The following is a 22,637-nucleotide window of genomic DNA, read 5'->3' as shown; positions in this document are numbered from 1 at the left end:
GAGTTCCCCGCAACGCGCTCGCTGGGCAGCGGGACGGAGAGGCCGCGCAGACCTGAGAAAACCAAGGAAAAAGGACGGCTATCCCGGTGCGAGCTCCGTTAACTTCTTTCCGGATTGGTATGGAAAGTATCGGAGACCAGTGTTAATGAGATGCTGCGGGAATTAGGCCTGCGACGCCTCGCTGCCCCGCCAGAACAGGGCCAGCACAAAGACCACACAACTCAGTCCCAGCATCACCATTACCATGAGTCCCCAGTTGGGCTGATTTACGCCCGAGCCAAAGAGCACGCCCACCAGCACCGTGGCGCCGATCGCACCCACATAACGGCAGGTCTGGAAAATCCCGGCGGCCACTCCTCTGTCCTCGGGGCGCGCTGACACGAAGAGCCCCTGGTTCGACGCAGCGCTCACCACCCCATACGGGATGCCCGTGAGGGCAGTGAGGAGCAGCACCAGCGGGGGCCAGAAGGAAACAGTCAGCAGGGCCAGCGCACCGGACGCCAGCGCCAGCCCCAACACACCGGCCAGCAACACGCGCCGCACGCCAAAGCGGTCGATCATGCGCATCGCCAACGGCGTGACCACCACAGATGCCGCGGCCAGCGGAAGCATAAAGAAACCGACGACGGCGGGATCGAAACCGCCTGCCTCCTGCAGCAGTTGCGGCAGGCCGAAAAAGGCAAAGTAGTACACCCCGCTGAAGACGGCGAACAGGACATACACCAGCAGCAGCGGCCGGTTCCTGCCCAGCAAACGCAGGTCCAGGAACGGCGGACTGAACGCCAGCTCACGCCAGGCGAACAGGGCGGCCAGCACCACCGACCCCGCCAGCAGCCCCCAGCGGTAACCGGGAAGGACATCCAGCATTGCCATCATGGCCAGCAGCAGCGAGCCGACAAATCCGAGGATCCCCGGAATATCCGAGTCCCGCACCAGCGCGGACAGCTTCCCGGTCTCCCTTTGGGCGTCCGGCGGTGCCACCCGCCTGACCAGCATCAAGGCGATGATCGCCAACGGGACGTTGATGGCGAACAGCGCCTGCCAGCCCACCAGGCTGACCAAAATGCCGCCGACTACAGGACCCACCGCAGCTGCCGACGTGTTTGCCACCTGGATCCGGCCCAGCGGGCGGGTGGAGCGGGAGTTCGCCAGCCGGCTCAGCTCGGCGACCATCACCACCGCACTGGGAAACGCCGTCGCCGTCCCGAGTGCCATCACAACCCGGGCCGTGCAGAGCAGGAAAAAATTTGGCGAGAAGGGCGCCACGGCGCAACTCAGTATGACCAGGACCATGCCGAAGCTGAAGAGCCGCTGCGGACCGAACCTGTCCGCAAGGCGGCCCATCAGCGGCTGGCCCGCAGCGGAAGCGAGGTAGAAGGATGTGATCACCCAGGTGATGGCCGCGACGTCGAGCCCGAAATCCGCCCGCAGCACCACCAGTGCCACCGCGAACATCGACGAGTTCAACGGGTTCAACGCGGTGCCAAGGCTGAGCGCCAGGACGGCCAGGCCGGGACGGGGTCGTGTGCTCACGGATTCAGTCTGTCGTATTGGGGCCCGAAGACCGGAAACCGCCAGCCTTTTGGTTCAACTGGCGGGAGGGAGTGGTGGGAAACCCACCATTCTGCTGCCTCAGCGTCCATCCTCGGCAGAAGCGCCCTGGCATCAAAACCTCATAAGGTGTCCTACGGTGCCATACCTCCGGGTCGTAGTACCGTGCCTCGTATGATCAAGCCCGAAATTACGATCACAGCGGACCTGGTCCATACCCTGCTGCAGGAACAGCATCCGGACCTTGCTGGGCTGGCTATCCGTGAAGTAGCCGGTGGGTGGGATAACCAGCAGTGGCGCCTTGGGGACGAGCTGGCTGTGCGTATGCCACGTTCTGAACGTGCCCCTGATCTCCAGCTCAAAGAGCGCCGATGGCTGCCCATTCTGGCTCCGCGCCTGCCGCTTCCGGTACCGGTTCCTGTACGGGTCGGTGTACCGTCCGCGCTCTTCCCGAAACCCTGGACTGTCATGACGTGGGTTCCCGGTGAGCCGCTGGATCACACCAGGATCAACCGCGGCAACCACTCGGCGGAGAAACTTGCAGGCTTCCTCAGAGCGCTCCATGTGGCAGCGCCCGTAGAAGCGCCGACCAGTTCGGACCGCGGCGCTCACCCGAAGAGGTGCACCGAGAGCTTCAACCACTTCCTTCGAGCCGTTGCCCCCGACGGTATTGCCGATGACGTCCGGGCTGTCTGGGCGGATGCCGTCACCGCGCCAGAGTGGGAGGGCCCGCCCGTGTGGGTGCATGGTGACCTTCATCCCGCGAACGTCGTCGTCTCGGACGGGACCCTCTCGGGTGTTATCGACTTCGGTGACCTGTTCGCCGGTGATCCTGCATGGGATCTGGCAGCGGCGTGGGTGGTCCTTCCTGCCGGCGCCGCCTCACGGTTTTTTGAGGTGTACGCGCATGCAGACGAGGCGACAATCCGGCGGGCCCGCGGATTGGCTGCCCTGAAGAGCCTGTTCCTCATGCTGATGGGTCAGAACGGTGACCGGGGCCTTCCGGGCGGCAAGCCGACATGGGGACCCGCAGGACGGGCAGCCCTCGATCGTGTCCTGAATAGTGCCTCATGCAGTGCTGCCATCCAACCGCCAGCAACTGCTGGGGCCGTCCTACAACGCAAGCCGTAACGCACAAAAGCCGAGGTACCCCCGGTCTTCACGCACTACGGTCCCGAAAGCACTTCTGCTTGTCGGCCCTCACGTCCTAATGCAGGATCGTTTGCTGAAACAGCGTAACCAGCCTTCCGCGTCGGGACAGCTGCAGGTTAGGAGTTACGCAGGAACCATGAGCGCCCGCGCCGGAGCGCGCTGTAGAGCCGCCTAACTGCGTGGGATTGAGCGGCAGTTCCTACATCGTGGAACGACCCCATTCCGCCTCGGTACACCTCAAGGGCTCGTGCGGCAGCTGAACGGAGACTATTCCTGTCAGTTACGCAGGAAAACTGTTCATCCAGCCAGTCCGCGGTGTAGTTCCGATGCTTGTCCTGCTCCGACTGAGCAACCCTGCGTACCTCCGCAATCGCGGAAATGATTTCGTTTCGGACGACCTCCAGGGTGCGTTGTTCGCGGCTCATAAACGAATCCTACGGGAGCTCGACAGCAGCCACAGGCCTACCTTCCGTTCGGAATTTTCTGAACCGTGCAGAGAGTAACGGCGACGCGCAGCAGCGCAGGTTTGGGTCCGTTCGCGGCGAAGGTCAGGTTCTTCGCCGGCGTGCCGACGCCTCCGCCACGGTCATCCTCTGCCAGTAGAGCAGTCAGACGGGCGCTAAACGCCGGGGCCATCGACGCGACCTACATCGGCCCCAACCCGGCGATCAACTCGTTCGTTAAAAGCGGGGGTGAGTCCTTGAACATCATCGCCGGTGCTGCCGCCGGTGGGGCGCAGCTGGTGGTGAAGCCGGAGATCAGCTCCGCCGCCGACCTCAAGGGCAAGACCCTTGCTTCCCCGCAACTTGGCGGCACGCAGGACGTTGCCCTCCGCGCCTGGCTGGCATCCCAGGGGCACGCAACCAACGTGGACGGAAGCGGCGACGTCGCCATCAACCCCACCGAAAACGCGCAAACGCTGAAGCTATTCCAGGACGGAAAACTGGACGGAGCGTGGTTGCCTGAGCCGTGGGCCTCCCGACTGGTGTTGACCGCCGGGGCGAAGGTGCTGGTGGATGAGAAGGACCTCTGGGACGGCTCGTTGTCCGGCAAGCCAGGTGAATTCCCCACCACCATCCTGATCGTGAGCCAGAAGTTCGCCACAGACCATCCGGACACCGTGAAGGCACTGCTGAAAGGCCATGTGAAGTCGGTGGAGTGGCTGAACAAGACAGCTGACGACGAAAAGGCTTCTGTCCTCAACGCTGCCCTGAAGGAAGCTGCGGGGGCAGAGCTGAAGGCGGACGTGATCGACCGCTCCCTGAAGAACATCGTGTTCACCGTGGATCCGCTGGCCGGAACCTACCAAAAGCTTCTGGACGACGGCGTCGCGGCGGGTACCACCAAGCAGGCCGACATCAACGGCATCTTCGATCTTGCCGCACTCAACGGCGTGGCCAGCGACAAGACCTCGACGGCTGGACTCGGCAAGGAGTAGCCACGACCCAGCCGCACCTTCCGCTGTGGGGATGGCTGGAAGGTACGGCTGGGAGGATGGGGTTGGTCAGGCTTTGTGCAGGGCGGACTCCAGGAACTGCAGGTGGTCCGGGGTCACGGCGGCCAAGGAGGCGGCGTACTCATGGTGCCTGCCCATGAACTTCTTGATGAACGGACACACCGGAACAATCCCGACGCCGTCACTCACCGTTGCGTCAAGCGCTTCCCTGGCGAGGATGACGCCAAGGCCCTGCCCGCCGTATTCGTCGTTGACCACGGTGTGATAAAAAATCCGCTGCGGCGAGCCGTTGCCGTTGTGTACGTACTCCCGGTAATCGGCCTTCCCAATGACCTTGCCGCCGTCGAGCAGTTCAAAACGTTGGCGTGCTGGATTGTGGCTAACAGTGATCTCGCCCATGGCTCTCCTTCGGTAGGTGTTCCCTGCCAGTTTGCCTCATACCTTCCGCCGGTTGCGGCAGGCGGACAGGACCCCCCGCGCTAGGCTGGTCATCACGGCTGAAGCCACCGGCCGCCAGAACGATCCCTGCGGAGCCGTAACGATGTCCCAGAACCAGGCCCTTGCCGCCCTTGCCGCTTCCTCCTTTAAGCTCCCCGAGCTACGCGACGGCCAACTCGCCGGCATGGCGGCTCGCTGAAGGACGCGACGTGCTGGCCGTCATGCCCACCGGCTACGGCAAATCCGCCATCTACCAGGTGGCCGCGTTGCGCCTCCACCAGCAAACGCAACGCCTCGCCGTCGTGGTTTCACCCCTCATCTCCCTGCAGGAGGACCAGCTGGACTGGTTGGCGCAGGACCTTGGCCAAGATGCCGCCGTCGCCGTCAATTCCTCCCGCAGCGATTCGGACGTGGCGGCGGCGTGGCAGGCCGTGGAGGACGGGGTGGCTGCCTTTCTGTTCCTGGCGCCGGAGCAGTTGGCCAAACCGGAAACAGTGGAGCGTCTATCCGGCCTGGATGTTGCGCTGTTCGTGGTGGATGAGGCCCATTGCGTCTCCTCGTGGGGCCACGATTTCCGTCCGGACTACCTCACACTGGGCAGCGTCCGCGAGCGGTTGGGCAACCCTCCCGTGGCCGCGCTCACCGCAACAGCCTCACCCCCGGTCCGGGAGGAAATCGCGGAACGGCTTGGCATGCGGGACCCGCTGGTACTGGTCAAGGGCTTTGACCGGCCCAACATCCGGCTGGAGGTGGTCCGCCATGAAGCCGACAAGGCAAAGTTCCGGACAGTGGTGAAGCAAGTGACGGAACTGGCCCAGGGCGGGACGGCTGAAATGAAGGCCAGCAGCGGCTTGCTGTACGCCGCCACCCGCAAGGACACAGAGCAGTATGCGGCCAGCCTCGCGGACAAGGGACTGCGCACGGATGCCTACCACGCCGGCCGGAAGGCGGCTGACCGCGAGCACATCCACGGGGACTTCATGGACGGCGCGCTGGACGTTGTGGTTGCCACCACGGCATTCGGCATGGGCATTGACAAGCCGGACGTGCGCTTCGTAGTCCACGCAGACATCCCGGAGTCGCTGGATGCCTACTATCAGGAGGTTGGCCGGTCCGGCCGCGACAGCAACCCTGCCTCTGCCGTACTCCACTACCGCCCGGAGGACCTGGGCCTGCGGAAGTTCTTCGGCACGCACAGGCCGGACGAAGAATTGCTGCTGGCCGTGCTGGAGGTGCTCCACCATGCGGATGGTCCGGTCTCCAAGGGTTCGCTGGCCACCACCACCGGTTTTCCGGCCCGGCGCATCACCGGGCTGCTGAATCAGCTTTCGGAGATCGGCGCGCTCAAGAGCGGCAAGCGCGGAGTCCAGTTCATCTCCAAGGCAAAGCTGCCCGCCCTGGTACGTGCCGCCGTCGAACTCGCGGAAGCCAGGCAGCGGGTAGACCAGTCCCGGATCACCATGATGCGGGTACGCGGAGACGGACGGCTGTCGCCGGCAGTTCCTGCTGGGCTACTTCGGCGAGGACCTGCCGGAGCCGTGCGGCAACTGCGAGACATGCGATGAGGAAGCTGCCCGCCGATCCCTGGGGACGGATGACGACGGCGGCACGTCAGGTGAGCGGCAGGGTCACTCCGCGGGGGCGGAACAGTTCCCGCTGCAGTCCGGCGTGGTCCATAAGGAGTGGGGCCCGGGGCTGGTGATGCGGCACGAGGACGGTGTCGTCACAGTCCTTTTCGAGCAGGAGGGCTACAAGACGCTATCGCTGGCGTCGGTGATGGATGGCGGCCTGCTCAAGCCAGCTTAGGTAGGCTGGAGGAAGTCTCCGAAGAAAGGCTGCAGCATGGAAGTATCTCCTTTTGTCTGGACCCTGACAATCATTGGAATTGTCGGCCTGCTGGCCTTCGATTTCTTTTTCCACGTACGCAAGGCACACACGCCGACGCTCAAGGAATCCACCATCTGGTCGGCCATTTACGTGGGCATTGCACTGCTGTTCGGCCTCGGCGTGCTGGTATTTGGCGGGCCCACCATGGGCACCGAATACTTTGCCGGTTACGTCACGGAGAAGGCGTTGTCCGTGGACAACCTCTTTGTGTTCCTGATCATTATGTCCAGCTTCCGGGTGCCGCGGGCTGACCAGCAGAAAGTGCTGCTTTTCGGCATCGTGTTCTCCCTGATAGCGCGCACGGCGTTCATTTTCCTTGGCGCCGCCCTGATCAACAGCTTCTCCTGGATCTTCTATATTTTCGGCCTGATCCTGCTGCTGACCGCCGGGAACCTGCTCAAACCGGATGACCACGACAAAGACGCTGAAGGCCTCATGGTGCGCCTGGCCAAGAAGTTCCTGCCGGCGTCGGATCACTTCGACGGCGACAAACTCTTCACGGTGGAAAACGGCAAAAAAGTCCTCACCCCGATGCTCCTGGTAATGGTGGCGATCGGTGGCACGGACATCCTCTTTGCGCTGGACTCCATTCCCGCCATCTTCGGGCTGACGCAGAACGTGTTCATCGTGTTCACTGCCACGGCCTTCTCCCTGATGGGCCTTCGCCAGCTGTTCTTCCTGATCGACGGCCTGCTGGACCGCCTCATCTTCCTCTCCTACGGACTGGCCGTCATTCTGGGCTTCATCGGCGTCAAGCTGATCCTGCACGCCCTGCATGAGAACACGCTGCCTTTCATCAACGACGGCGAGCACGTCAACGTGGTGGAGGTCAGCACCGAAATGTCATTGAGCGTCATCCTTGGCGTCCTGCTGGTTACCGTCCTGGCGTCCCTCTTCAGCAACAAGGGCAAGGCCAAGAACGCCGTTTCCGCTGCCAGGATGCACGCCATCGACTACCTGGACCTGAACTACGAAACGAACATGGCCGAGCGGGACAAGATCTTTGCCAAGATGTGCCGCGAGGAAGCACAGATCCGGGCACTGCCGGAAAAGTACCGGCGGCTGATCCGCAACGAGCAGGAGTTCCTGGACCTGCTCCGCCGTGCACACGCGGAGCACGACCGGGCTCAGGTGCGGGCAGCCGGACAAGGCTGACGCTGCACCTTGCACCTGCGGCCGCCACACATTGTCAGAGCTGCTTGCTAGATTCTTTGTAGTAGCTGAATGACGCCTTTATGGCGCACCGGCATCAGGCTCTTGATGGGGAGGCCCCGTGTTTTTGCTCGAATCCGCCGTCGCCGGCGGCCCGGAAGATCTGGTGTTTTCCGCCAGCGATCTGGTGGCCGCGGCGGATTGTGAGTACCGCGCGCTCCGCATCCTCGACGAGAAACTCGGCCGCGCCCCCAAGGCCGAATTCCCCGTGGACCCCATGCAGGAACGCGCCGGGCGGCTCGGGGACAAGCATGAGAACACGGTGCTCGATTCCCTGATTGAACGCTACGGGCGCTGGGATCCGTCGCGTTCGGGAGGCGTCTACCTCATCGACCGGGACGCTAACACCCGCGAGTCCCTGCTGGCGAAGCACGCGGAAACGTATCAGGCACTGCGTTCCGGAGCGGACGTCGTCTTCCAGGCCACGTTCTTCGACGGCGAGTTCCTGGGCTACGCCGATTTCCTGGTCAATGAGCACGCAGGCACCCCGGAAGCGGGCCGCTACGAAGTGTGGGACACCAAACTGGCCCGGCACGCCAAGGTGGGGGCACTGCTGCAGCTGGCCGCTTACGGAGACCAACTGCTGGCCATGGGGCTGGAACCTTCACCCGTGGTCACCCTGGTGCTCGGCACCCGGGTGGGTACCGATTGGCTCCGCAGCCACCACTCCCTTCCGGACCTGCTGCCCGCATTCCGTGAACGACGCCGGCGCTTCCGCCAGCTGACCAGCGTCCACCGGGATACGGGTGCAATCGTGCAATGGCAGCAGCCGGGGCTGGTTCACTGCGGCAGGTGCGATTACTGCGCGGAACAGGTCCGGCTCCACCGGGACCTGCTGATGGTGGCCGGCATGTCCCTGGTGCAGCGCAAGAAACTCCTGGCCGCAGGCATCGGCACTATTGATGTGCTGGCCGGGCTGCCGTCTTCGGAAGCTACGGGTCCGCTGGCCAAATTGCGGGACCAGGCCCGGATGCAGCTGGGGGTGGATCCGGTCCACGGTTCCCGGACCTTCACCCGGGACGGCGAGGAGCACCAGGTGGCCTTCAAGGTACTGGAGGAGAACACTCTGGACCAGATCCCGCCGCCCAGCCCGGGAGACATCTTCTTCGACTTCGAAGGAGATCCGCTCTGGCAGGATCCTGCCACCGGCAAGTGGGGCATCGAGTACCTGTTCGGCGTAGTCGAGGCACCCCAATCCGGCAGCACCGCTCCCCCGGTTTTCAAGCCGTTCTGGGCGCACTCCCTGTCCGGCGAACGCCAGGCGTTCCTGGACTTCCTGGCGTACGTGGAAGAGCGCCGGGCCCGCTTCCCGGATATGCACGTTTACCACTACGCCGCCTATGAGAAATCCGCCCTGCGCAAGCTGTCCCTGGCCCATCTGGCGGGCGAGGAAACGGTCGATTCATGGCTGCGCCAGGGCCTGCTGGTGGATCTTTACGCTGTGGTCCGGCAATCCCTGCGCATCTCTGAGGCCTCGTACTCCATCAAAAAACTCGAACCGCTGTATATGGGCAACAACCTGCGCTCCGGGGACGTCAAGGACGCCGGCGCCTCCGTTGTGGCTTACGCAGCCTACTGCGCAGCACGCGATTCCGGGGATACCGCCGAAGCGCAACGGATCCTCGAATCGATCTCCGACTACAACGAATACGACTGTCTCTCCACGCTTCGCCTCCGCGACTGGTTGTTGGGGCTGCGGAACCTCGGAGTTGAGCACGACGCCGGTGCCCGGCCTGGGAGCGCAGCCGCAGTTGAGGGCGCAGCCGCAGTTGGCGGCGGCCTGACCGCATCAGCGGGCGCCGAGGCCACGCCCGGGCACCTCATGGTGACAAACCGCTCGGGGGTCCTCCAGGTTGATCCGGACGCCACGCCGGAGGAGGTCCGGCTGCGTGAGTACCTCACCGGACTTCCGGATGACCGGCCGTGGACGGACGACGAACGTGCCATTGCCATGGTGGCCGCCGCTACCGGGTACCACCGGCGCGAGCGCAAGCAGTTTTGGTGGGAACACTTCGACAGGACCGGGGCGGAGCTGGACAGGTGGTCCGATCACCGGAACGTGTTTGTCGTGGATTCTGCGGAGGTTGCCCGGGACTGGGAGTTAGCCAAACCCGGTGAGCGGATGAAAACCCGCACCCTACGCCTGCTGGGCAGCATGACCGAGGGCTCGGACTTCAAGGCAGGGTCCACCTGGTGCCGGCTCTACGACCCGCCGGGGCCTGTTGGAATGTCTGCATCCGACTCGGACGCACTGGCGCGTTCCTACAGTTTCGGCACGGCCATCACGGCCCTGGAAGCTTCCCCAGACCAAGCGGGCAAATGGCTGCTCACCATCGCCGAGCGGGAGAGCAAGAAAGTCCCGGCCTACCATCACGTTCCCATGGCCCTCACTGACGACCAACCGCTGGCAACGGCCAGCATCGAGGCCGCCCTGAAGGAACTGGCACAACTGGTGGGTTCCATGGTGCCGTCGCTGCCGGAACACCCCGCCCTCGACATCCTGCGTAAGGTTCCGCCCCGTTTCCACACACTCTCCGGCCCGGCACCAGTGCCAGTTACAACCAGCGGTGCCGACTACGCGTCCGCGATCGCCGCATCCCTCCAGGACCTTGACCGCTCCTACCTCGCCGTTCAGGGCCCGCCCGGCACCGGCAAAACGTTTGTTGGCGCCCATGTCATCAGCAACCTGGTGGCTTCGGGCTGGAAAATCGGCGTAGTGGGTCAGTCGCACAACGTGGTGGAGAACCTGATGTGCCGTGCCATCGATACCGGTGGCGTGGATCCGGATATGGTGGCGAAGCGGCCCGGCATTGACCACAAAGTTCCCTGGCAGAGGACTGCGGACGCCGACGTCGCGGCCTTAATCGAATCCCCAGGCGGTTGCCTGGTTGGCGGAACAGCGTGGACCATGACGGGCCGCCACGTTCCGGCCGGTTCCCTGGATCTGCTGGTGATCGACGAAGCCGGGCAGTTCTCCCTGGCCAACACGCTGGCAGTATCCCGGGCGGCCAAACGCCTGCTCCTCCTGGGCGATCCGCAGCAGCTCCCGCAGGTTACCCAGGGCTCACATCCGGAACCGGTGGATGAATCAGCCTTGGGCTGGCTCGCGGCCGGCCACGCTACCCTGCCCCCGGAGCTGGGCTATTTCCTGGCAGACAGCTGGCGGATGCACCCTGAACTATGCCGCGCCGTATCAGTCCTCAGCTATGAAGGACGGCTGAGTTCCGCGCCCGCGGCGTCCCGGCGCAGCCTCGAGGAGCTGCCGCCCGGCGTCGAAACCGTTTTTGTCCAGCACTCGGGCAACACCACGCACTCGGAAGAGGAAGCTGTTGAGGTGCTTCACCAAGCCAAACGGCACCTGGGGCTGAAGTGGAATCCGGGGGACGGTGAGTCCCTGCGCGCTTTGTCCGGGCAGGACATCCTGGTAGTGGCCGCTTACAACGCGCAGGTCCAGCTGATACGCCGTGAGCTGGACAAGGAAGGCCTGAGCGAAATCCGGGTGGGCACGGTAGACAAGTTCCAGGGCCAGGAGGCCCCGGTGGTGCTGGTATCCATGGCGTGCTCGGCCATTGCCGAGGCACCCCGCGGCGCCGCGTTCCTGTTGAACCGCAACCGGATCAACGTGGCCGTCTCCCGGGGGCAGTGGCGGGCAGTCGTGATCCGCTCCCCCGAACTGACCAACTACATGCCACACCGGCCCGAGGCCCTGGAAGAACTGGGAGCCTTCCTGGGCCTCAGCCCAAGTCCTGCAGCCACCTAGCGCTCCGGGTGCTGCGGGCTCAGCGGGAGCCGAACCCCTGGAAGCCACCCAGGGCTGCCGACAGATGGTCTTCAACCCGCTCCACCCGGCCCGGCGCATCACCGGATCGGAGCCAGGCCAGGAGTTCGAGTACCCGATCTTCCGGTCCTTCCGCCGTGATGGCCACCGAGCCGTCGTCGAGGTTTTCTGCAAGCCCGGCCAGGCCCAGGTTCTCTGCAGTGCGTGCCGTCTGGTAGCGGAAACCCACGCCTTGAACCATGCCGAACACGCGGGCTGTCAGCCGGACGCTGTCTGTTGGCTCCATGGAAGCCACCCTTAACTGTTGATGGTGATGTCCCGGGTGCGGTGGTCGTACCGGATGGTCAGCGGGCCGCCGGAATGGTGAATCTCGTGGTTGGCGCCGTCGAACGTGCCGAACGCGCCGTAGTTCTCATCCCAGGACCGGTTCAACGCGATCTTGAAGCTGTAAAAGCCCGCAGGGAGCTCCGCAGTCATCTTCCACAGCTGGTCCAGGGCATCGAAGCTGAGCTGCGTTTCGTCGTACTGCGGTGCCCAATTCTCCCGGGCGCCCAGCAGGGTGTTGAAATCGCCGGCCACTGCCACCGCCTCTGGCTGGGGGAAAGTTTCGACGGCGGAGGCCACCGTTGCCGCTGGCTGCTCGGTTTCGGGCGTGGAGCCGTTCGTGGCTGCTGCTGCCTCAGCTGGCTTGGCCTTCCGGGAACGAACAGCTTTGACCACGGGCTTGACCGCATCTTCGATCAGCTGGGCCGCCTTCTGGCCCACCGTGGCTTTGTCCGTTGCAGGGGCCGCGTCTTTCGCCTTGGCCTTGCCTGCAGTCTTTTCTGCGGCTTTTCCTGAGGATTTTCCTGCTGTTCCTGCCGGGGCCTCCGGGACGGGAGTGTCGGCTGGAACCGGAGTACCGGCGTCGAGCGCTTCCGCAAAAGAGTCAGCATCGGGGAAGGCTACGGTGGCGCGCATTCCATCCTCGGTGATGGACCAGCCGGAACGGCTCTTGACCAGCCAGCCGGCTTTCACCAGTTTGGCAGTGGCGGCGGTGAGGGTCTTGTGCCCCCGCGGAATCCCACCGCTGAGCAGTTCGGCCTCATGCGTGCTGAACGGCACGCGGGCGGTTGCTTCAGCCAGCACCTGGCCAGCGTTCAGCGGGGTACCTGACCAGACACTTTCGGTCAGGACGTCCAGGACGGACTTGAGTCGGAGGCTGGAATTTTCAACGGTGATCTTGGCCATGGTTCCCCTTGGTTAATGCGGACGGACTCCAAGCAGTTTGCCTGCAGCCCGTGAATTCGCGCGGCGCGAATTGATGAACTTTATGTGTCGTGAACGTCGAGCTGCCAACGTCGGGACGCTCCGGACGGGTGTGCGGAAGGGCCGTTGGCTCGACCCCGTGCGTTGCCTCGAAGTATTCCGGCGCGCGCATATTCCAAGATTTTACCCAAAGGGATGCCGCGAAAGTGCTAAGCGCAGGGTTTATGACAGCGGTGTGGCGAGGTCAGGCGTTGAGCTCCGCCAGGAGCTCGGCCTTGCGCTCGTCGGATGCGAAGGAGGAGTGGATGGAATTCGCGGCCAGCCGGGCCTTGTCGAAGTCCGACAGTCCCAGAACCGCGTCCAGCTGCGTGAAGTTGTCGTCCACATAACCGCCAAAGTAGGCGGGATCGTCCGAGTTGACGGAAACATTCAAGCCCGCCGCGAGCATGGCCGGCAACGGATGGTCAGCCAGCGTGTCCACGGCACGCAGCCGCACGTTGGAGAGCGGGCAGACCGTTAGCGGGACGCGGGCATCCACCAGCCGTTCCACCAGTTCAGCGTCTTCCATGCAACGGATGCCGTGATCAATCCGATCTACGCCCAGCAGGTCCAGTGCCTCCACGATGTAGGACGCAGGACCTTCTTCGCCGGCATGGGCGGTAAGGCGGAGACCGGCTTGCCGTGCACGGTCATAGAGGCGGACAAACTTCGACGGCGGATTACCCACCTCAGCGGAATCAAGGCCGATTGCACCGATGGGTGCGCCCATGGCAAGCAACGATTCAAGGACCTCGAGCGCTGATTCTTCCGGGAGATCTCGCAGGAAAGCTGCGATCAGCAAGGTGGAGATGCCGAATTCCTCCTCCGAGCGGGCCAGAACCGAAGCTACGCCATTGATGCACGTTTCCAGGGAAATACCACGGGACAGGTGTGCCTGTGGATCCATCATGATCTCAGCGTGCCGGACACCGGCAGCTGCTGCGCGGGTGAGATAGGCCCTGGTCATGTCAGCGAAGTCCTGCTCGGTCTGCAGGACGGACATGTTCGCGTAGTAGAGATCCAAGAAGGACTGCAGGTCCGTGAATTCGTAGCGCTCACGCAATTGGTCAAGATCCCTGTAAGGCAGCTCCATGCCGTTGCGTTCAGCCAGCTCGAAAATCAGTTCCGGCTCCAGTGTGCCCTCAATGTGCAGGTGCAGTTCAGCAACGGTGAGGCTTGGCTGGCTATGGTCCGTGTTCGTTTCCATCCCCTAAGACTATGCACTCCAACCAACAGGGCAATTCCCAGCAATCGTTCAGGAATTATCTCGATTTGATAACGGCCGCGGCATCGCCTACTTTAGTGGGATGCCCGCACCGGCGGGCGCCTTGAATGCCCGGTGCTGCCACCACCGCAACTGCCCGCCGGCAGCCACCGCAAAATGACCTCTATTTACGTCAGAGGGTGGGCGGTTGCGCGAAAACGCCCGGGGACGGGCCGAGCGCTGGTGGCCCTCAGGAGCATCTGAACATCATGAAAAACACTTCATTCCGTACTGTCGCGCGCCGCGGACTCACCGTCGCCGCTGTCTCAGCGGTTTCCGTTACAGGTCTTGCACTTTCCGCAACCGCTGCCAACGCCGCAGACGGAGCTACCTGGGATGCCCTTGCGCAGTGTGAAAGCGGTGGCAATTGGGCTATTGACACCGGTAACGGCTACTCCGGTGGCCTGCAGTTCAGCCCCACCACATGGGCTGCCTACGGCGGCAGCGGCAGCGCCGCTGACGCCAGCCGTGAGCAGCAGATCGCGGTGGCTGAGAACGTACTGGCCGGTCAGGGCTGGGGTGCATGGCCTTCCTGCTCGGCATCGCTTGGCCTGAGCGGCGGCGCCACCGGCGTCACCACCCAGTCCGTGCAGGTCCAGCAGGCACCCGTCCAGCAGGCGCCCGTCCAGCACGCGCCCGTCCAGCAGGCACCCATTCAGGCCGCGCCTGTCCAGGTCCCGGCTGCGGGGACCGCGGCGCGCCACGTGGCGGAGGTTGCCCTGAGCGGAGAAACCTACACGCTGCAGGCCGGCGACACCCTCAGCACCGTCGCCGGGAAGCTGGGCATCGAAGGCGGCTGGCAGCTGCTGGCCGATGCCAACGCAGGCACCATCGCAGATCCGAACCTGGTGTTTGCCGGCCAGGTGCTGCAGCTCCCGGCCTAGTCCCCCACAAACCCAACTGGCTCGCAGTTAACGTCGTCAACATCTGTTTTGACATCTACTGCGAGCCAGTTTGGTTTAAGCGGCTACGTGATGTGCAGCGGGACTAATTGGCGACAGGACGCATCGTAGGAATTTCGCGCACAATGCGGACCTTCCACGCAGAGTCGTCAGTGGTGTCCAGGAGCGCTACGGTGCCGTGTGCCAGATTCAAGGCCACACGCTTGACGGCCAGAAGCTCCAGGTACAAGTGCTCGTTCATCCGGGCAGGGGTATCGATCACGTACTTAACGGCGTCACGCACCTGCCGGTAATTGCTGCTGCTCTCCCGGTGCATATGTAGCTGCAGCTGGCTCTTCTGGCGTAGCCGCGGCTCATGCCTGTTAAGCAGGGACACCGCGGCGTGAACGCCGATGACCAGTGCGAGCGACACGGCGTAGATCCACCAACCGCTGGACAGCAGGAACAACGGCAGGTTGGCGATGGCAACAATGGCTATGACGATCCGCAAGGCGATAATCCGCCGCATGGTCAGGGCCGCGGCTGCCAAGGTGGAACGGAAGCCATGCTGTTCCCTGCGGGCAGCGGAGGAATCGAGCACGAACTCGTCCAGGACCAGGATCCCGTTGGCTTCCGGCGGCAGCATCTGTCCGTAGCGGGGAAGCTTGGCGGCAGCAGGAGCGGGCGTGGATGGCTGCAACGCGGAGGAATTGTGTGACATGGCCGGGCTCCAAAAAACTGGGTACTGGAAGGCTGGAATGTTGCCGGTCATCCTAGTCCCTGCTCCTGGGAAAAGTATGCACAGGTCCAACATGTGAACACTTGCCGAATTGGCGCACAGCCGAACAGCCGTCAGACTGAAAGGATGCAGACTTTCCTCCCTTACCCCGACTTCCGGCAAAGTGCCGCCGCCCTGGACACTGCCCGGCTGGGTAAACAGCGTGTTGAGGCGCTGCAGATCCTCCGCGCCCTGGTCATTCCGGAGTACGGGTGGCAGTCGCACCCCGCCGTCCGGATGTGGATGGGCCACGTTCCCGCACTGACCCTCTACGGCCTGGCCATGGTGGATGAATGGAACCATCGCGGCCACCCGGACAACACCCGGCAGAGCATCACCGAGTTCGCCCCGCAGGCGGCCCACCCGGATTATGCGGCCAAGATTCCCATGCCATACTGGCTGGGCGATCCGGATTTCCACCTTAGCCACCGGTCCCGGCTCCTCCGCAAGGACGCGAAGTTCTACGGCGCCAGATTCGATGACGTCAGCTCCGATCTTGACTACATCTGGCCCGAGCCTAAGCACGAGTTCATTCCGGAAGATCCTCAGGGTGATGTCCTCTGGATTCTGCGCTCCCCGCACCCGGAAGTGAACCCGGAAACCCTTACCACGGTGGCGCTGCCGCCCGTCCGTGCCAAGGCTGTTTCACAGCAGGTTGAGCCGGACGGCTACAGCCCCGTGTACATTGAGGAATCGTCCCGCCGCCCCACGCAGCAGTTGCGGAAGCTGCCGCCGGTCAAGGAGAAAAAGCCCACGCGAAAGCGCCAGGCGCAGGAAGAGGCATTCCGGACGCTGCCAGGGAACACGGACGTCGCAGTGGAGCTCGACGGCGGCACCAGGTATGCGCTGGGTACAGTCCAGGGGCGGCCCATCACCCTTGAAGACGGCCGTTTTGGACGTAACTTCACCGTCACCAGCATCCTGGACCGCGACGCTTTCGATTACCCGGCGCGGCTGCAGGATCCGCGGGTCTTCTTCCCGGTCACGGCCCCCTGAGCGCAGCGGGACCGACGGATATGCAGGTTCTGATTGCCGGCTGCGGTGACCTGGGCACCGAGGCAGCCCTCCGTTTCATTGCTGCAGGCCACCGGGTGACAGGGTGGCGACGCTCCCCTGCCAAACTTCCACCCGCTATTGAAGGTGCAGCGGCTGACCTAGGCACTGCAGGCCTGCCGCGGATCCCGGCGGAGACTGCCGCCGTCCTGATTTCCGTTGCTGCTGATTCCCCCACCGAGAGCGCCTATCGGACTGCCTACGTGGACGGCGTCCGCAACGTCCTGGCCGCGCTGGACCGCGACGGCGTGGTGCCGCGGCGGATCCTGTTCGTCTCCTCTACCGCGGTGTACGGCGACGCGGGCGGCGGTTGGATCGATGAAAGCACGACGCCGGAACCCGGCGGATTCTCGGGCCGCACCTTGTTGGAGGCGGAGGCGCTGCTGCAGGACTGGGTGTCCGGCAGGCAGGCGGAGGCCATCGCGCTCCGGTTGGGCGGGATATACGGTCCGGGCCGCACCCGGCTGATCGACCAGGTAGCAACAGGCAAAGCAGTCATCCCGGAGGATCCACGGTTCACCAACCGCATCCACCGTGACGACGCGGCGGCCGCCATAGTGCGGCTGTGCACCATGGACGGCCCTGCCGCGCCCGTCTATATCGGCGTGGACAACGACCCGGCAGAGCTCGGCGACGTTTTACGGTTCCTGGCCGTGGAGCTGGGACGCGAGAGGCCGCCGTCGGGCCCGGGACCAGAGGCCCGCGGCGGCAACAAACGGTGCAACAACGCGAAGCTGCGGTCCACCGGACTGGAGCTCGCCTTCCCGACGTTCCGGGAAGGCTACCGCAGCATCCTGGCCGGCGAAGGTACGCGGCATCCCTAAGATTTCTTCAGCAGGTCAGTCTGCTGGAAGGCGGGCGGGCTCGCCGCTGGAACTATCGACGCCGGTCCATCCTTCGCCCTCGTTGAACTTCGCCACCAGCTTTCCTACGCCGGCGTCGAGTGAGGCGGACGGATCGTCGTACAGCAGCCCGGACGTGGCACGGCTGTGAAGCAGCAATTGCTCTGCCTCGATCTTGGCCTCGGCCGTGGTGGCTCCCAAAATTGCTGTCCGTGCCGGCAATTCGGTGGTGTGGATGACCTCCGCGCCGGTTTCGGTGAGCGGGATGGTCACGCCGGAATTGATCTCATCATGCGGGATCTCAAACTCGGCGTTATCTTCCGATGCTGGCACTGTGTACTCAAGAAAATACGTCATGCCCTCCACCCTGTCAGAGATGTTCCGCGGACGTGAAGTCCAGTGACATGGCCGTGCGCCGGGCTCGTTCCAGGCGCGCGCGAAAGCCTACCGGCACCTGAGCTGGCAATGTGTTGATTGGGAACCAGTGAACGTCCTCGCTTTCATCACTGACGGAGATTTCGACATCTGGCGCGATAGCCGCAGCGAACCCCACATCCCAATGGACGGAGCATGAGAATCCCCCATGCAGATCGTGCCGGTCAAGATCCACGACCGCGGGAGAAAGCAGGACAAGCCCGCCAATTCCGGACTCCTCACGAGCCTCCCTCTGCGCGGCTTCCGCCACCGTGGCATCCTGCGGCTCTATATGCCCGCCGAACTGCACCCAGAACTGCCCCTTGCGATGGAAACACAAGAGAACCTGATCGAATTCAGGCGAAAACACGAAACAGGACCCCGTGACATGCTCCGGACCGCCATTCCGACGCAACGCGGCGTCCCCTGCTTCATTCAGGAACCGCAAATACGCGTCCCGTGGTCCTGATTCAGGAAGTGCGCCAAGGCTAGTCAGCAGATTGTTCAGAGGCATCCTGCTAGTTTGCAACACGAAGTCGACCGGACAATACGTTCCGGATTATGGAATTGCTTTTCCATCGAGCGGGTATAAACTGCACCAAAGGACAGCAATATGGTGTGCATCACATCACTCCGCCGCTGGATCAATCCTTCCAGCACCGAAGTGGCGTGCAAGGTAGGCAATCAACTATTAGGTGTTGTCCCTCGCAGGGGCACTGAGGAGACCCGGACATGGACCCTATCCGAATTACAGTTAACGGCGGCCTGCACGAATATGACGGCGAGAACCCGCATACCCGGCTGCTTGACTGGCTGAGAGCAGAGGGTTTAACCGGAGCCAAAGAAGGCTGCGCGGAAGGCGAGTGCGGCGCCTGCGCCGTGATGGTCGCGCGTCCGGACGGGCCCGAACGGAGCCGGTGGACATCAGTGAATGCCTGCCTCCCTCCCGTCTTGGCGTTCGATGGCCAGGAAATTATTACCGCAGAGGGTCTGGGCACAGCACAGGGACCTGTTGCTGTTGAAGACCTACACCCTGTCCAACGGGAAATGGCCGATCGCGGCGGCTCCCAATGCGGCTATTGCACTCCAGGTTTCGTCTGTTCCATGGCCGCTGAGTACTACCGTCCTGAGCGGACCGCTTCCACCTCCGGTGATTCGGTGCGAAGCGGGGCCGGGGTGGTGGCGGAGGAGCACGCGACCGATCACGAATGCGGCCCGAATGGTTTTGATTTGCATGCCCTGAGCGGAAACCTCTGCCGGTGCACGGGCTACCGGCCTATCCGGGATGCGGCGTACTCACTCGATACCCCTGCCGAGACCGACCCCTTGTTGCTCCGGCAGGACCAGGCGGCCCCCGCCGCTCGATCAACCCGTACGGCCGCTGGTGGTGCACGCTTTATCAGGCCACAGACCATGGAGGAACTCTTAGAACTTCTCCAGCAGAATCCGGCGGCCAAGCTGGTAGCGGGTTCCACCGACCTTGGGGTGGAGGTAAATCTCCGGCACACCCGGCCTCAGCTGACCTTGGCCATTGACCGGCTGGAGCCGCTGCGGGTCCTCGAAGTCAAGACCGACCGGATAGAGATCGGCTCTGCTCTGACGCTCACTGAAGTCGAACGCGGACTCGCCGGACGGATCCCCCTATTGACCCAGCTCTTCCCCCAGTTTGCCTCCCGACTGATCCGCAACGCGGCAACCTTCGGCGGCAACCTCGCCACAGGGTCACCCATCGGTGACTCAGCTCCGGCGCTGCTTGCCCTCAACGCGTCTGTCGTGCTGACCTCGGCCGGCGGGGAGCGCGAAATCCCTCTTGCCTCCTACTTCACCGGGTACCGCCGCAGCGTCAAGGAACCTGACGAGCTGCTCCGCGCAGTGCGCATCCCGCTGCCCCTGTCGAACAGCACCGCCTTCTACAAGATCGCCAAGCGGCGTTTCGATGACATCTCAAGCGCCGCCATAGCCTTCGCCATGCAGCTGGACGGAGGCAAAATCTCCTCCATACGGATCGGTCTCGGCGGAGTGGCCGCCACCCCGATCCGTGCCTCGCGAACCGAGCAGGCCTTGGAGGGTCAACCATGGACGCCTGACGTGGCCCAGGCAGCTGCGTCCATCATGTCCACTGAAGGCACTCCCATCGACGACTTGAGGGCCAGCGCCAGGTATCGTTCGGCAATGCTCGAACAGGCAGTCCTGAAGTTTTACGCAGAAACATCCCCCGCCGGGGTTATGGAGGTAACCCGATGAAATCCTTGGCTGATCGCCCCGTCAATCCCGTTGTCGGGCTGCCCGTCTCACACGAGAGCTCTACGTTGCACGTGACAGGAACTGCGCTCTACACAGACGATCTCATCGTTCGCAGCCAGAACGTGCTCCACGCCTGGCCGGTCCAGGCTCCACATGCCCACGCACTCGTAACATCCCTGAGAACCCAGCGCGCCCTGGAGATTCCAGGGGTGGTAAGGGTGTTGACGGCAGCGGACGTGCCGGGCATTAATGACGCAGGCATCAAGCACGACGAGCCGCTATTTCCTACTGAGGTCATGTTTTACGGCCATGCCGTCTGCTGGGTGCTGGGAGAGACGCTCGAGGCCGCACGGTTGGGAGCCGAGGCAGTTGAGGTCGATTATGATCCGATGCCATCGCTTCTGACGCTCACGGAGGCCATCAGGGCGGAGAGCTTCCAGGGCCACCACCCAACGGTCAGCAGAGGTGACGCGGACTCTGCCCTGCAGGCCGCTGTCCACCGGTTCAGCGGGGAGATCGAATTCGGCGGGCAGGAACACTTTTACCTGGAGACCCATGCCTCGTTCGTCTATGTCGATGAGGGCGGGCAGGTGTTCGTCCACAGCAGCACCCAGCACCCCTCCGAAACGCAGGAGATCGTGGCCCATGTCCTTGGCCTGAACAGCAACGACGTCACTGTCCAATGCCTCCGCATGGGAGGTGCTTTCGGCGGAAAGGAGATGCAACCGCATGGTTTCGCTGCCATCGCCGCCCTCGGCGCGACTCTCACCGGCCGGCCCGTTCGCCTTCGACTCAACCGCACCCAGGACATCACGTTGTCAGGCAAACGCCACCCCTTCCACGCCCGCTGGGAGGCAGGATTTGACCAGGACGGTCATATTCAGGCCCTGAAAGCGACGCTTACCAGCGATGGCGGGTGGAGTCTGGACCTTTCCGAACCGGTACTCGCACGTGCGCTCTGCCACATCGACAATTCATACTGGATCCCGAACGTGCACGTCGAGGGCCGGATAGCGAAGACAAATAAGACATCGCAGACGGCTTTCCGTGGGTTTGGCGGCCCGCAGGGGATGCTGGTCATCGAGGACCTGCTCGGAAGATGCGCACCGCTGTTAGGCCTGGATCCTGCCGAACTACGACGCCGCAACCTCTACCTTCCGGGTCAAAGCACACCCTACGGCCAGCCAGTCCGACATGCCGAGCGGCTGCACTCTATCTGGGAGACGTTGCTCGAACGTGCCGACTTCAGTCGACGACAGGAACAGGATCACCTTTTCAACGCCTCGCACCCACATACCCGCCGCGGCATCGCTATCACTCCGGTGAAGTTTGGCATCTCATTCAACCTCACGGCATTCAACCAAGCCGGCGCCCTCGTCCATGTCTACAAGGACGGTTCCGTCCTGATCAATCACGGCGGCACAGAAATGGGCCAGGGTCTGCACACCAAGATGCGCCAGGTGGCCGCCACGGCCCTAGGGGTGCCATTGGATGTCGTGCGTCTGGCTCCGACGCGTACGGATAAAGTACCAAACACCTCAGCGACGGCGGCGAGTTCGGGCGCCGACCTGAACGGCGGTGCGGTCAAGAACGCATGCGAGCAAATAAGCGAGAACTTAGCGCAGGTGGCGGCCCGCAAACTGAATATTCACCCCGATGATGTCAGGTTCGTGAACGGTAAGGTGACCGGGATCGGCTTCCACGACAGGGACATTACTTTCGCTGAACTGGTCCACGATGCCTACTTCCAGCGCGTCCCGTTATGGGCTGCCGGCTACTACCGCACGGAGGGCCTGCACTGGGACAGCGCCCGCATGCAGGGCGAACCGTTCAAGTATTTCTCCTTCGGGGCTGCCGTATCCGAAGTTGAAGTGGACTCCTTCACCGGCGCTTACCGCCAGTTGCGGACGGACATCGTTCACGATGTAGGCGATAGCCTTTCCCCGCTCATCGACCTTGGGCAGGTCGAGGGCGGCTTCGTCCAAGGTGCCGGCTGGCTGACCCTCGAACAACTGCGCTGGGACGAGTCCGACGGAGAACACCGGGGAAGGCTGGCGACACAGTCAGCCAGCACCTATAAATTGCCGAGCTTCTCTGAGATGCCCGAGGAGTTTAATGTCCACCTCTTCGAGCAGGCCACTGAGAGCGGTGTGGTCTATGGTTCCAAAGCTGTCGGCGAACCGCCCCTTATGCTCGCTTTCAGTGTCCGCGAGGCGCTCCGGCAGGCTGTGGCCACGTTCGGTTCCGGCGATCGGCCCGTCGAACTGGACAGCCCCGCAACCCCCGAGGCGGTTTTTTGGGCGATCCAGGCAGCCCGTGAGACTGTCACGGCCTCTTCCGGTTCCGCACTCATAGCGGATGGAACCGCGGCCCCGCGGGTTCCAACCTCCGCACACTGAC

Annotated in this window: 17 protein-coding genes and 1 pseudogene; 10 read left to right on the top strand and 8 right to left on the bottom strand. The window is 63.4% G+C overall.

Going from position 1 to position 22,637, the window contains the following annotated elements; all coding sequences use genetic code 11:
- Positions 1 to 162: 162 nt before the first annotated feature.
- Entirely contained in the window at positions 163 to 1,533 is a 1,371-nt protein-coding gene (locus ACWA13_RS05205) for an MFS transporter (protein ID WP_463937089.1), read from the bottom strand.
- Between the two features lie 192 nt (positions 1,534 to 1,725).
- On the opposite strand from ACWA13_RS05205, the gene ACWA13_RS05200 reads away from it, so the two are divergent.
- Together ACWA13_RS05200 and ACWA13_RS05195 are read left to right on the top strand one after the other, a co-directional pair.
- On the top strand, positions 1,726 to 2,682 hold the full coding sequence (locus ACWA13_RS05200; RefSeq protein WP_463937088.1) for an aminoglycoside phosphotransferase family protein: 957 nt from the start codon (positions 1,726 to 1,728) through the stop codon (positions 2,680 to 2,682).
- 511 nt (positions 2,683 to 3,193) lie between these two features.
- Positions 3,194 to 4,141, top strand: coding sequence for an ABC transporter substrate-binding protein (locus tag ACWA13_RS05195; RefSeq protein WP_463937087.1), 948 nt, complete (start codon positions 3,194 to 3,196; stop codon positions 4,139 to 4,141).
- A 66-nt stretch (positions 4,142 to 4,207) separates the two neighbouring features.
- Here the strand turns inward: ACWA13_RS05195 and ACWA13_RS05190 are convergent, their stop codons facing one another.
- Positions 4,208 to 4,558, bottom strand: coding sequence for a GNAT family N-acetyltransferase (locus ACWA13_RS05190; protein ID WP_463937086.1), 351 nt, complete (start codon positions 4,556 to 4,558; stop codon positions 4,208 to 4,210).
- Positions 4,559 to 4,700: 142 nt separating this feature from the next.
- On the opposite strand from ACWA13_RS05190, the pseudogene ACWA13_RS05185 reads away from it, so the two are divergent.
- The 3 genes and pseudogenes from ACWA13_RS05185 to ACWA13_RS05175 all read left to right on the top strand — a co-directional run bounded on the left by ACWA13_RS05185 (position 4,701) and on the right by ACWA13_RS05175 (position 11,456).
- Positions 4,701 to 6,403: pseudogene (locus ACWA13_RS05185) on the top strand (RecQ family ATP-dependent DNA helicase).
- Between the two features lie 36 nt (positions 6,404 to 6,439).
- On the top strand, positions 6,440 to 7,639 hold the full coding sequence (locus tag ACWA13_RS05180) for a TerC family protein (RefSeq protein WP_463937085.1): 1,200 nt from the start codon (positions 6,440 to 6,442) through the stop codon (positions 7,637 to 7,639).
- Positions 7,640 to 7,757: 118 nt separating this feature from the next.
- Complete coding sequence (locus ACWA13_RS05175; protein ID WP_463937084.1) at positions 7,758 to 11,456, top strand: TM0106 family RecB-like putative nuclease; 3,699 nt, start codon at positions 7,758 to 7,760, stop codon at positions 11,454 to 11,456.
- 19 nt (positions 11,457 to 11,475) lie between these two features.
- Here the strand turns inward: ACWA13_RS05175 and ACWA13_RS05170 are convergent, their stop codons facing one another.
- The 3 genes from ACWA13_RS05170 to ACWA13_RS05160 form a co-directional block, all read right to left on the bottom strand.
- A complete protein-coding gene (locus ACWA13_RS05170; protein WP_463937083.1) occupies positions 11,476 to 11,760 on the bottom strand; it encodes an acylphosphatase in 285 nt (94 codons plus the stop codon).
- 11 nt (positions 11,761 to 11,771) lie between these two features.
- The gene (locus ACWA13_RS05165; protein WP_463937082.1) at positions 11,772 to 12,704 is read right to left on the bottom strand and encodes a pullulanase X25 domain-containing protein; all 933 of its coding nucleotides are present in this window, start codon (positions 12,702 to 12,704) and stop codon (positions 11,772 to 11,774) included.
- A 262-nt stretch (positions 12,705 to 12,966) separates the two neighbouring features.
- Positions 12,967 to 13,968 carry an adenosine deaminase gene (locus ACWA13_RS05160; protein ID WP_463937081.1) on the bottom strand — a complete coding sequence of 334 codons (1,002 nt, stop codon included), beginning with the start codon at positions 13,966 to 13,968 and terminating at the stop codon, positions 12,967 to 12,969.
- A gap of 266 nt (positions 13,969 to 14,234) precedes the next feature.
- On the opposite strand from ACWA13_RS05160, the gene ACWA13_RS05155 reads away from it, so the two are divergent.
- A complete protein-coding gene (locus tag ACWA13_RS05155; RefSeq protein WP_463937080.1) occupies positions 14,235 to 14,909 on the top strand; it encodes a transglycosylase family protein in 675 nt (224 codons plus the stop codon).
- A 103-nt stretch (positions 14,910 to 15,012) separates the two neighbouring features.
- Here the strand turns inward: ACWA13_RS05155 and ACWA13_RS05150 are convergent, their stop codons facing one another.
- Entirely contained in the window at positions 15,013 to 15,552 is a 540-nt protein-coding gene (locus ACWA13_RS05150) for a hypothetical protein (RefSeq protein WP_463937839.1), read from the bottom strand.
- 219 nt (positions 15,553 to 15,771) lie between these two features.
- Here ACWA13_RS05150 and ACWA13_RS05145 point away from each other — a divergent pair, with 219 nt between their 5' ends.
- Together ACWA13_RS05145 and ACWA13_RS05140 are read left to right on the top strand one after the other, a co-directional pair.
- The gene (locus tag ACWA13_RS05145) at positions 15,772 to 16,680 is read left to right on the top strand and encodes an MSMEG_6728 family protein (RefSeq protein ID WP_463937079.1); all 909 of its coding nucleotides are present in this window, start codon (positions 15,772 to 15,774) and stop codon (positions 16,678 to 16,680) included.
- A 20-nt stretch (positions 16,681 to 16,700) separates the two neighbouring features.
- Complete coding sequence (locus ACWA13_RS05140; protein ID WP_463937078.1) at positions 16,701 to 17,561, top strand: SDR family oxidoreductase; 861 nt, start codon at positions 16,701 to 16,703, stop codon at positions 17,559 to 17,561.
- Between the two features lie 15 nt (positions 17,562 to 17,576).
- Here ACWA13_RS05140 and ACWA13_RS05135 read toward each other — a convergent pair whose 3' ends face one another.
- Both ACWA13_RS05135 and ACWA13_RS05130 read right to left on the bottom strand, forming a co-directional pair.
- On the bottom strand, positions 17,577 to 17,936 hold the full coding sequence (locus tag ACWA13_RS05135; protein WP_463937077.1) for a hypothetical protein: 360 nt from the start codon (positions 17,934 to 17,936) through the stop codon (positions 17,577 to 17,579).
- 13 nt (positions 17,937 to 17,949) lie between these two features.
- Positions 17,950 to 18,507 (bottom strand): NUDIX hydrolase, encoded by a 558-nt coding sequence (locus tag ACWA13_RS05130; RefSeq protein ID WP_463937076.1) that lies wholly within the window; start codon positions 18,505 to 18,507, stop codon positions 17,950 to 17,952.
- A 218-nt stretch (positions 18,508 to 18,725) separates the two neighbouring features.
- Between ACWA13_RS05130 and ACWA13_RS05125 the strand changes: the two genes are divergently transcribed.
- Together ACWA13_RS05125 and xdhB are read left to right on the top strand one after the other, a co-directional pair.
- A complete protein-coding gene (locus ACWA13_RS05125; protein ID WP_463937075.1) occupies positions 18,726 to 20,237 on the top strand; it encodes a xanthine dehydrogenase small subunit in 1,512 nt (503 codons plus the stop codon).
- Positions 20,234 to 22,636, top strand: coding sequence for a xanthine dehydrogenase molybdopterin binding subunit (gene xdhB, locus ACWA13_RS05120; protein WP_463937074.1), 2,403 nt, complete (start codon positions 20,234 to 20,236; stop codon positions 22,634 to 22,636). Before ACWA13_RS05125 ends, xdhB begins: the two co-directional genes overlap by 4 nt.
- Position 22,637: the final 1 nt, after the last annotated feature.

The sequence above is a fragment of the Pseudarthrobacter sp. TRD_SC_9 genome, assembly GCF_055361265.1.
Note: the sequence above shows the minus strand (reverse complement) of the source record. Positions and strands in the feature narration are given on the sequence as shown.